Below are 10688 nucleotides of genomic sequence, written 5' to 3'. Positions count from 1 at the left end.
TTAGCGCAGTCTCGCCCAATACACACGCCACCTCGGCCTAATCAGATACCGGCGGAATGCTTGGGTATCTGAACACGGGTCTGTTCCTCGGCCTCAGGCCCTTTTCTGACCGCCTCGCGACGCATCAGATAACCTAACTCTGGTCCGGATCGTTCGAGGTCTCGACTCTCCGGCGAGCATCCAGAGTTTCCTCGAATCTTGGCCTCGTTCCGGTGTAAGGCCCGAAACGGGAGGACAACACCTCCACTTAACGAATTAGGGCTGCGAATCGCCCGCTAAAAATTCTGGATTGACGATTATGTCGTTATTCAAAATCATTATGTATGCCGTATCGTATTTTCCCAGGGCGTAGGAGATACCAACATTGTGGCTTCCTGATAGGATTGTTGAGCTATTTTTTCTAGGAAAAATTTCATTCATGAATTTATAGGCGCTTTCGCCCATCTCAAGGCGGAGATTATCGTATAGCAATTTTTCCATAGCATCGGCAAGGGCATGGGGGTCATTAGGTGGAACCAAATGACCCGTGCCGTAGATGTTTCTAAAAAACGATTTATGCTATCTTAACCCCTAAATAATAACAAATTAAGGTTATAGTGTAATAGACTAATCTTTCGATTTCGTTTATATACTTCTTTGCAATTAAGAGTTATTTAGTATTCTATTATATATTTCCTCATAATCCATAGTCACATCATTCCATAATCGAATTTTTGACGTAAAAGGGCCTATATTTACCTTAGATCCAAAACTATTTAAAATAATTTTAGCGACGTCATTAGAATTTGGTGGATAATTTACCAAAAAACATCCTGGTTCATTCTTAAATTCCTCAAGTGCTGCTCGTTTTGTTACTATTACAGGTGTTCCTAAAGTCAACGCTTCTGCGATAGTTATACCAAAAGCCTCTGATTCAGATAACAATAAAAAGAAATCACTTTCCTCAATCATCTTAACCAACTCATTATATTCTACAAACGGCAACCATCTAATATATTCATTAATATTTAGTCTTAACGCAATTTTTCTTAAATTATCTTTTTCAGGTCCATCGCCAATTATAATCAATGATACTTTTTTGAAATTATACTTGTAAATTAACGAATACAAACTGTTTAATATATACCTAACACCTTTTCTTTTTATTAAATATCCAGAAAAAAGTAAATTAATTTTTCCCTTATTACCAATTAGTTTACAGTAACTTTTGCGATTAATTCTATTAACACCATGGGGGATTATTGAAATTATTTGATCTTTTATACCAAATATATCTTTTATTTTTTTAGCTTCAAAATCAGAACATGTTATAATACGCATTGACTGATTAAATATACGCCGCCCAATAGTATTATTAAGCAACTTAATCGCGTATCTACCAGCAAATGTACTTCCAGCTATATCAAAATGAGGAGAAAATACCAACGGTATTTTTGCATAACCTTTTCTAAGAATCCAAGCAATTTCATGAGAAAATAATGAATGGTAACCATGTACATGAATAATATGAGGGTTAAATTCTTTAATTATATAATCTAATTTTGAAGGCAGTGCAAGTTTAATACCATATAAAAATTTATCATATTTATATTTTACTCTTATTAATTTACTCCCCAAATATTCCTGATTGTCTGTTAAGTTACTATCATTTGGCTGTACGACTATAATATCATGACCTTTAAAAGAAAAACTACTCGCTAATTCTCGAACAACCTTATTGATTCCTCCTGGATACGTTGTTTCCATGTGGTTTGTTAGAAGAATATTCATAGCAATACTCCCACTAAATTATCTATGAAATACATTAGACGTTTTTCTCCAATAAGATCTGATAGCATTTTAAGACATTATCCCATGTATAACCTGCTTTTATCAACCTATCTCGAGACAATTCTTCTCTTTCCGGGTAGTTAATATAACTACTTTCGACCTCATTAATTACCTCACACAACGAAGAGGCATCAGTAAAGAAATATGCAGCATTTCTTGCAACTTCGCGCGTAAAGGGAACGTCAATAGCAATAATTATATTTCCACAAGCTAACGCCTCAAGTAATGACGGGTTAGTACCTCCAACTTCATGTCCATGAAAATATGCAAAACAGTGTAACCTTAAGGCATTTAGTAAATTTTTGTCATAGATACCACCAATAAAATGCACTCTATCTGATGCCTTACACAACAACATCTTTCCATAATTATTATTTTGGACTTTCCCTACGACAATAAGTTGTTTTTTACTATTGGATTTTACAAAACCATCTATAATTACATCGATATTATTTTCCGGTTCTATCCTTGCAACTACCAAGTAGTACTCCTTTGGTCGTGTATTAAACTTAGTTATTAAATTAGGATCAATATCTTTAACAGGATAAGCACCATATGGAATATAGGAGGAATTTATATGATATTCCTCAAATAAATATTTCTGGATATGCTTTGAATCAGCTATCATTAGATTTGATACCTTAACGGCAATGCCTTCCAATGCTTTTATAATAGCCCGTCCCACTGAACCAAATTTTCTTCTCTTCCACTCCAAACCATCTGCATTTATCCACACTTTTATACCTAAACATCGTGAAATGATACATGTATAGCATGCTGCGTACCCCAAGAGATAAATTATCTTAGGCCTGATAAATATAGATACATACATGATTGCGCAAATGTCATGAATTACCTCTGCTAGGTTCCTGGGAATTATTTTTGTAATTATAGGCACATAAATCAAGTTTACATTATTATACCATTTCGCTTGGCCATATCCTTCACATGTAACGCATACTTCATACCCCCTATCAGTAAGTCTTGTTGACAATTCCTCTGCAAATGTTTCATAACCACCGTAATGTGCTGGAATGCCTCTAGAGCCAACAATAGCCAAGTCCATTATTTAATCTCCCATAAATCCCTAAACTTTAACTGTTCACCGAAAATTACACGCTATAATTGAATTTAAGCCTTACTCGCATCTGGAAACTTTCTATAAGAAAATTATTTTTTTGGCATGCTTATAACTCATAAGCTATAATTTTTTAGGTTAATCACTTAAAAATAATACTTCTTTAATTGGTCGAAAATTAAATTCATTCAATAATAACTCGAATTTTTTCATAGCATATTTTAAACCATAGTATGTAATTATTTTAGGCAAAAAATGAAGATTAATTCGGGGGACATCAACATATAGATCCCAAGGGTGTATGTAAAATATAATAGGTCTTTGCAATATAACCCGACGTAACGCATATTTTATAAACCACAATGGGAAAATCCTAAAATAGAAACCACCAGATATCGGCATAAGCTTTCCGACAAAATTCATAACAGTCGCAGGAAATTCAATTATATCTGCATTAACCTCATTTAATAAAATGTTATCAGGATTCGGCTTATATGGTATTAATGGTGCATTTGAAACTCCATATAGAATCGTTTTTATTGGGAAAATACTTGCGTCATATTTAAAATTATATTTTTTTAATATCTTAAAAACCCAGCTCGTCGGTTGAGTAACTGAAAAGCTTGGCGCTCTAAAACCAATTGGCTGCTCTCCTGTAATAGCAGATAATATTTCCACTGATCGTTTTATTTCATCCTCAAATTTATTAACCCCTAAATCATTTAACATTCTATGAGAATAACAATGCGAAGCTACCTCATGTCCTTTATTATAAATTGTTCTCACTAAATCAGGGTATTTTTCTGCGAGCTGGCCGACTATAGCAAACGTAGCTTTCGTTTTATTTTTATCAAGAAGATTAAGAATTGGAATAGTTGCATCCAATACCATGTCATTGTAATCTCTTGGGACATATTCCCTCAAAAATTCACTTGTGTGCCAAAATTCTAGGTCTATTACCAATGCCGCTTTATTCATCATAACACCTATTTAATTATTCAATTTAATTTCTTAACAACTTTAGCAGGGTTACCAGCTGTAACTGTATATGGTTCAACATTTTTAACTATTACGGAGCCGGCACCGATTACACTATTTTCACCAATAACTACTCCCGACAATATTATGCAACCAGGTGCAATCCATGCTCCCTTCTTTATTACAGTTTCTTTAACAACCCGCGGGTAATATCTTGTTTTAATTTCATATGAACATGTAGGATTAGAATGTGTGAAAATCATAGTGTTCATGCCAATACTTACATAATTTTCAATTTTTATCAGCTGCGGATAAAGATCATCTAGATTTACTCCTGGTCCTAAATATACGTGATTTCCGATCGATACTCCTCTTAATCGCTGCAACATTACAGCAATTCCAGGATGTGGTGATATTTTAGCCAGGCTTTGTAGTATCCAGTGGGCAAGAAACCGCATATAGTATTTTATTTTTCCTATGAACCCCTTATAACCGTAATATTCCATTAGCTCTGATTCGTTAACTTCTTCAGGTGAATAAACTTCATTATTTTTTTCGCAAATACTATTTTTAATTTAAACCACCTCCTCGTAGCATTCCACCAACTAAGTTTTTCTGGAGCGAAAGACTAATCACCCGCAACAGTACCCCCACCCCGTGCACGATCGGGTTGCGTTTCACCTCATCGTCGTAGTTTGTGCTTATGGGGACTTCCTGTACTTTAAGTCGCTTTTCACCGGCGATGAATTGCATCTCCGATTCCACGGAGAGGCCTGATTCATTGAAATGCATCTGATCGATGGCCGCCAGGGAGAAGGCCCGGAAGCCGCTTTGCGAGTCGGTTAATTTTATTCCCGATCCCAGGTTGGTGGTCAGCGTCAGTACATGCTGGCCGAGCATGCGGTAGGCGGGGATTTCATTCTGCCGCATAAAGCGTGAGCCGACTACCATGTCACATTTTTTATCAAGTAATTTATTTACCAGTAAGGGAATCTCGTCCGGATCGTGTTGATTGTCACCGTCCAAGAGCACCATGATCAGCGGGCGGATTTCACGCGCCAGATTGAACGCTGTATTTACGGCTTCCCCCTTACCCATGTTTTCTTTATGCTTGATCACTGTCGCACCGGCCGTCCGGGCAATCTCTTCCGTCCGGTCGGTTGAGCCGTCATCAATAACGAATACCTGGTCGACATATAAGCGCGTTTTACGCACAACCTCCCCGATGTGCCGTTCCTCATTGTAAGCGGGAATAACAGCGATGATTTTCGGCCTTTCCTTTTTCAACGCGACGGCCAAAATTGTTCCCCCCGTTTCGCAAACTTTTCCTGCTTGCACATCAGCATCTTGTCAGGCATGTCCATGTCTAGCATATGCCGCCACTGCGGAAAATCCAGGTGAAAACCGTGTAAAAAGTATGGAAGCGCTTCCCGGCCCGGCATATGCCGGGGCCCTTTCGGCCTGAATCCATTTTCTCACGGCAGCCGGTCATGAGTGTGTCGCAGGTTGCATTTTTTTGGGGTCACGCCTTAAAAATTATTACGACCCCTGCCGGTGCCGGCAGCGGTCGGTTGCGCCACTGTCTTCACACGGTCCAGGCGCCCAAGTATGGGCCGCGTTGCATCGACTCCGCATTATTGGCTGCGTCTTCCGGTCGGCTGGTGCCCGGCCGGGCCTGCGTGCTGCAGGCGCGCTGCTTTTTAGGTTGCATTGGTGATACTAACTGGATATTTCGACACTGGTTTAGTTAACCCTTCCTGGTTGAATAAATTTATACGGATTTAGCAATTTCTTTAACTCACCTTGACCCGGCGCGCTTCTTCCGGCCGGCAGTGGGGCGCGTCCGCCGTCGGCCGGCTTTTTCGACAAATGTAGACATATTTTTTCCAAAATTGATGCTTGACCACCAGGCGAACAGGTGTTATAATGGGCTCATCAGTTCGGGGAACACTTCTTCCGGGATCACCAGTTCGACAAGCTCAAGGTGACGCTTCTTCCCCGGGCGAATGTGCAAAGGAGGTGAATAAATATGCCTGTGAACAAGGTACCCGCCGGCGCCACGCTGCGCCTGGTGCTGCAGACCGGCACCGACAGCGGCGGCAACCCGGTACTGCGCAACAAGAACCTGGCCAATATCGCCGCCGCGGCGACGGATCAGGACCTCTACGATGTGGCCCAGGCGCTGGCCGGGCTGCAGAAGCACACCCTGAGCGGTGTCCGGCGCATCGACATGGCCCGCCTGGAGCAGGCTTAAGGCCTTCTTCCGGGGCGCGGCTCCGGCCACCCGGCGCTTTACCGCCCGGGGCCGCGCTGCAAACGCGCCCGCTGCAAAAAATTCACAAGGAGGTGAAACGGCATGCCCACCACCACTGCCAAGACGCTGCGCATGACTTTCCGCAACCAGAACGGCTCCAATTTCAACATCAGTCTGAATGATCCCCGGGACAATGTGACCAACACGGAAATCCTGGGCGTGATGGACCAGATCATCGCCAAGAACGTGTTCGCCACCACCGGCGGACCGCTGGTGTCCAAGCAGGATGTGCGCATTGTGGACCGCACCACCAACGACATGTACGACCCGCCCCAGGGCTAGTCAGTCAACCGGTTGGAGAACCCGGCCAGCCGCGGCTTTCATGCCGCGCGGCCGGTTCCGCACCGGCGGCGGGCGCGCCCTGCCGCCGGCCGCGGTGTGCCGCGGGGCCGTTGATTAATGCCCGGCCGCACGCCCCCCGTTCGTTGTTCGTCGTCCGCATCCGGCCGGGGTTGCGCCCCGCCGGGGGATGAGCACACAAGAAACGATTACGGAGGTGCTGCCGGTGGAAACCATTTTACAGGCCGTGGGCAACCTGGGCTTCCCGATTGTGGTCACCGCCTACCTGCTGGTGCGCATCGAAACCAAGCTGGAGGGCCTGACCGCCAGCATCGCCCAGCTGGCCCAGGCCGTAAGCGCCATGAAAAAGTAATGCCGCCGCCCCCCGGTAAGGGGGCTTTACTTATGCCGCCGGACAGGCCGTCCGGCCGCCGGCTCATTTGCCCGGCCTTTGTTTGGTTCCGTGGCGGGTGAAAATACGCTGAAGACCCGGGCCGGCACGCCGGGCGGTACCGGCCCCGGCCGCGCCCTGCTTGTGAAAGCCCGCCAGGTAATCCTCCAGAACCGGATTGAGCGATACTACATTGATTTTTTTCTCCCTGCCGTTTTCCATTTCAATCAATATGCGCAGGATCATACTGCGCCTGATACCGGCGGAACCCGGCGATCCCGTAATCATTTCCACGCACCCCCCGCCAGTCGATTCCCCCGCGGCCGGTACGGCGGCCGCAGTATCCGGGCGCCTGGAACCGGCAACGGTTTACAAATAGTGCATAATTATGTGCAAATGCATTATAGACCAATGCGTGTTATTACACAATGACCGTTAGTTCAGTTTGAGCGGGGAAAAAGGTTCAGTATTTTACGTCAATAAACTGTACTTTGGTGTTGTGCAGTACCACTTCCGGCCCAATACGCACTACCAGGACCGGTCAAATCCATTCTGGGCGGCATAGGCGATGAGCTGTGTCCTGTTTTCCAGCTGCAGCAACTCCTGGATCCGTTCCATGTGGTACTTGATGGTGCGCTCGCGCAGGTTCAGCGCGGCGGCCACTTCTTTGTACGTCATGCCTCTGGCCACCATGCCGAGCACTTTTTTCTGCCGCGGGGACAGTTTGTGCTCCGGCCGCGCATTATCCGGTTCGCATGCGACGGCATGCAGGATCCGGGCCGCCAGCCCGCCGGAAAGGGGAATTTCACCCCGTTCCAGTTCGGCCAGCAGGCTGAAGAGTTCCTCCGGATGCAGGCTTTTGAGCAGGTAACCGGACGCGCCGCTTTTGATCGCGTTGAACAGGTTTTCGTCGTCATCAATGGAGGTCATCATCACGATTTTGATTTCCGGCAGTTCCCTTTTAATCAGCCGCAGGGCTTCCACTCCGTTACAGCGCGGCATTGCGATGTCCATCAGGATTACCTCGGGTCTTGTCGTCCGGGCCTTTTCCAGCGCCTCCAGGCCGTCCCCGGCCGTACCCGTCACTTCGATCCCCCGGCTGAGCAGGAGGTTTTTCAGCCCCTCCACAAACAACGGATGGTCGTCGGCCAGCAGCACTTTCATCTCTAAATTCCTCCTCCGGATACGGCATGTCCACCGTCACCCGCGTCCCCCGCCCCGGCACCGATTCGATCCTTAGAATACCTCCCGCCTCCTGCGCCCGCTCCCGCATGATCCCCAGTCCGAATCCCGATCCGCCGTCCGGGGCGGGCGCGTTCACATCAAAACCCCGGCCGTCGTCCGTTATGCTGATCCGGATGCGGCCGCCCCGGCGAACAAAAGTGATTTTTACTGTTTTCGCCCCGGCATGCTTGCGCACGTTGGTCAGCGCCTCCTGCAGGATGCGCGTCAGCTGCGTACCGGCCGCCGGAGCAAACAAATCCGGCGGCAGATCCTTGGCGACGGCCAGTTTCACCGTCAGACCGTGGTTCTGTTCAAAGCGCTGCAGCCTGGCGCGCAGGGCGGTGAAGAAATCCGACCCGCCCCGGGGTGTTCCCCTGATGCCTTGAATGTATTCGCGCGCTTCGGCGTGCGCCTGCCGCGCCACCTCGCCCAGGCGCGCCAGGCCGGCGGCCGCTTCCGCCGTCAGACCGTCCTGCAGCAGCCCGTGGACGGCGCCGGCCTGCATGTTGACATAGCCCAGCACCTGGGAGAGATTGTCGTGCAGATCGCGGGCCAGCCTTTCCCGCTCCTGCAGCGCGGCGAGCATCCGCTGCTGGCTCATCAGCTGTTCCTGGGCCGCCCGGCGCTCCGATATGTCCCGTATGACTATCAGCCGCCCGTTTTTCACCCCCGCGGCGTTGTGCAGCGGCAGGCAGTACACTTCATAATGGCGGCCGTCCCCGCCCGTGGAGATCTCGCAGTGACCGTCCGTCTGGCGGCGGCAGCATTCGGCCAGCGCGGGCCAGGCGGCGAAAAGGTCCGCCGCCGTCCGGCCGGCGCCCCGCCCCGGCGCCAAACCGGTGATGCGGCGGGCGGCCGGGTTCAGATCCACCACCCGTTCCCGGATGTCCAGGACGATCAACCCGTCGGCCATCTCCTCGATCACCCGGTCCCTGGCCGCCGGCACAATGTCGAACAGCCGGTAGCGAAAAAGACCCCAGGCGATGATCAGCCCGGATATGCTAAAGAACACCGCGGTCGGATCGTAGCGGGGGTTCGGAGTCAGATCAAATATATACAGGGCATTGACAACAATCACCACGAGCATGCCGCCGGACAGGCACAACGCCTGCTCCCGGTACAGCGCCGCCCGGCTGCGCAGCAGGCCGGCGAGCAGGAAAAGTGAAAACAGGTTCAAACTATAGGAATAAGCTGCGTGCACCCAGAACCAGGGCCCGTAGGTCCGGTCCAAAACAGGAAAAGCGCCGGCGGAATCCAGAGCGTCGTGCCGGTAGACCAGGGTGTGCCAGCTGTTGGTCCAGGCCAGGAGCACCGTGACCGCGGGGACGAGCATCAGCAGCAGCAGGCGCGGCCCGGCCGGCCAGCGCTCCCGGCCGGTGAACTGCAGCACCATGACCAGCCAGGCGACCGGCGCAAAGGCATAGGCCGGATACTGGACGGCGGCCCAGAAAAGTTTGGCCGGCAGCCCGTTTGCGGTAATTTCCAGCGCATAGGCCAGCGACCACAGGGTGACCAGAAGCATGGTCATCATGAAGGGAACCGCCCCCCTGACGCTGCGGTTGCGCCGGGCGTAACCGGCCAGGAGCAAGGTGGTCAGCGCAGAAGCCAGCAAGGGCCAAATGAAGGACGGATAATTGACGAAAATCTTCGCCTCCCCGGCTGCAAGATCAACAATGCCGCTACATTTTCTGCAGCGGCCGGTTGCGTCACTGGCTCCCCGCGCTCCAGACGCCCAGTTACGGACTGCGGGTCATAGCCTTCCACCTGGTTTATTAGCATGTACTATATAAATTCGTCACCAATAATGTCAGTTCCTGCCCAAATGAAAATTTGTTATTAAATATTTATCAACAATTTTCGGTTTTTTGCGGGGGTGCTCAGCCCCCGCGGAGGGAGTTGTACCGGTTCATGGCCGCGTCCAGACCCTCGCCGGCGATCGTCAGTACGGCCCCGGCGGCATCGTCCAGCACCGGCTCAATCAGTTCCCGCCCGGCGGGACTGAATTTCCCCAGCACCCAGTCCCGGGCGTCCATCCGGCCGTCCGCCGGACGGCCGATACCGATGCGCAGGCGGGCGAAATCCCGGCTGCCCGTCTGTTCGATGATTGAGCGCAGCCCGTTGTGGCCGCCGTGCCCGCCCGCCCTGCGCAGGCGCAGCCGGCCGGCGGGCAGGTCCAGATCGTCCGAGATCACCAGCAGCGCGGCCGGCTCCAGGCGGTACCAGCGCAGCAGGCCGGCCACCGCCACGCCGCTCGCATTCATGTAAGTCTGGGGTTTGGCCAGGATTATTTTTTCCCCCGCCGCCGCGGCCTGACCAACCAGGGAGCGCTGCAGGCGCCTGTCCACCGCCACGCCCAGCCGCGCGGCCAGCCGGTCGATGACCATGAACCCCACATTATGCCGGGAAGCCGCATACTCCGGGCCTGGGTTGCCCAGCCCCACCACCAGCATCATTTTCCCCATCTCCTGTCATCCAGCCGGACAGCTTTATTTTATCTTTTTTTCGGGCCGGCGGGCAAGCACAAAAAGTAAACCCCCCGTCCCAATGACAGGGGGGAATGCTTTCTATTCCGCTGGTTCCTCCGCCGGCGGAGC

General features: G+C 49.6%; 12 protein-coding genes. 3 read left to right on the top strand and 9 right to left on the bottom strand.

The features are described from left to right. Positions 1-642 precede the first annotated feature (642 nt). From A6M21_RS17820 to A6M21_RS06405, 5 genes are all read right to left on the bottom strand, one after another. Entirely contained in the window at positions 643-1770 is a 1128-nt protein-coding gene (locus tag A6M21_RS17820; RefSeq protein WP_078060444.1) for a glycosyltransferase family 4 protein, read from the bottom strand. A gap of 34 nt (positions 1771-1804) precedes the next feature. Next, complete coding sequence (locus tag A6M21_RS06410; RefSeq protein WP_066667122.1) at positions 1805-2896, bottom strand: DUF1972 domain-containing protein; 1092 nt, start codon at positions 2894-2896, stop codon at positions 1805-1807. 150 nt (positions 2897-3046) lie between these two features. Further along, a complete protein-coding gene (locus A6M21_RS17815; protein ID WP_078060443.1) occupies positions 3047-3889 on the bottom strand; it encodes a polysaccharide deacetylase family protein in 843 nt (280 codons plus the stop codon). A gap of 17 nt (positions 3890-3906) precedes the next feature. Further along, a complete protein-coding gene (locus A6M21_RS17810) occupies positions 3907-4392 on the bottom strand; it encodes an acyltransferase (RefSeq protein WP_078060442.1) in 486 nt (161 codons plus the stop codon). A 64-nt stretch (positions 4393-4456) separates the two neighbouring features. Further along, a complete protein-coding gene (locus A6M21_RS06405; protein ID WP_161486018.1) occupies positions 4457-5185 on the bottom strand; it encodes a glycosyltransferase family 2 protein in 729 nt (242 codons plus the stop codon). 730 nt (positions 5186-5915) lie between these two features. On the opposite strand from A6M21_RS06405, the gene A6M21_RS06400 reads away from it, so the two are divergent. The 3 genes from A6M21_RS06400 (at position 5916) to A6M21_RS06390 (ending at position 6852) form a co-directional block, all read left to right on the top strand. After that, positions 5916-6140, top strand: coding sequence for a DUF1659 domain-containing protein (locus A6M21_RS06400; RefSeq protein ID WP_066667120.1), 225 nt, complete (start codon positions 5916-5918; stop codon positions 6138-6140). A 102-nt stretch (positions 6141-6242) separates the two neighbouring features. After that, on the top strand, positions 6243-6482 hold the full coding sequence (locus A6M21_RS06395; protein ID WP_066667118.1) for a DUF2922 domain-containing protein: 240 nt from the start codon (positions 6243-6245) through the stop codon (positions 6480-6482). A 187-nt stretch (positions 6483-6669) separates the two neighbouring features. Beyond that, positions 6670-6852, top strand: a complete 183-nt coding sequence (locus A6M21_RS06390; RefSeq protein ID WP_066667116.1) for a YvrJ family protein — start codon at positions 6670-6672, stop codon at positions 6850-6852. Between the two features lie 63 nt (positions 6853-6915). Here the strand turns inward: A6M21_RS06390 and A6M21_RS06385 are convergent, their stop codons facing one another. The 4 genes from A6M21_RS06385 to pth all read right to left on the bottom strand — a co-directional run bounded on the left by A6M21_RS06385 (position 6916) and on the right by pth (position 10547). Continuing rightward, complete coding sequence (locus A6M21_RS06385; protein WP_151191822.1) at positions 6916-7158, bottom strand: hypothetical protein; 243 nt, start codon at positions 7156-7158, stop codon at positions 6916-6918. Between the two features lie 240 nt (positions 7159-7398). After that, positions 7399-7977, bottom strand: a complete 579-nt coding sequence (locus A6M21_RS06380; RefSeq protein WP_242868786.1) for a response regulator transcription factor — start codon at positions 7975-7977, stop codon at positions 7399-7401. Next, the gene (locus tag A6M21_RS19085) at positions 7859-9706 is read right to left on the bottom strand and encodes a histidine kinase N-terminal 7TM domain-containing protein (protein ID WP_151191821.1); all 1848 of its coding nucleotides are present in this window, start codon (positions 9704-9706) and stop codon (positions 7859-7861) included. The genes A6M21_RS06380 and A6M21_RS19085 overlap by 119 nt, the downstream gene beginning before the upstream one ends. Positions 9707-9971: 265 nt before the next feature. Beyond that, on the bottom strand, positions 9972-10547 hold the full coding sequence (gene pth, locus A6M21_RS06375; RefSeq protein ID WP_066667110.1) for an aminoacyl-tRNA hydrolase: 576 nt from the start codon (positions 10545-10547) through the stop codon (positions 9972-9974). Positions 10548-10688 lie beyond the last annotated feature (141 nt).

It is taken from the genome of Desulfotomaculum copahuensis (genome assembly GCF_001655685.1).
GTDB classification, from domain to species: Bacteria; Bacillota; Desulfotomaculia; order Desulfotomaculales; family Desulfovirgulaceae; genus Desulfotomaculum_G; species Desulfotomaculum_G copahuensis.
Note: the sequence above shows the minus strand (reverse complement) of the source record. Positions and strands in the feature narration are given on the sequence as shown.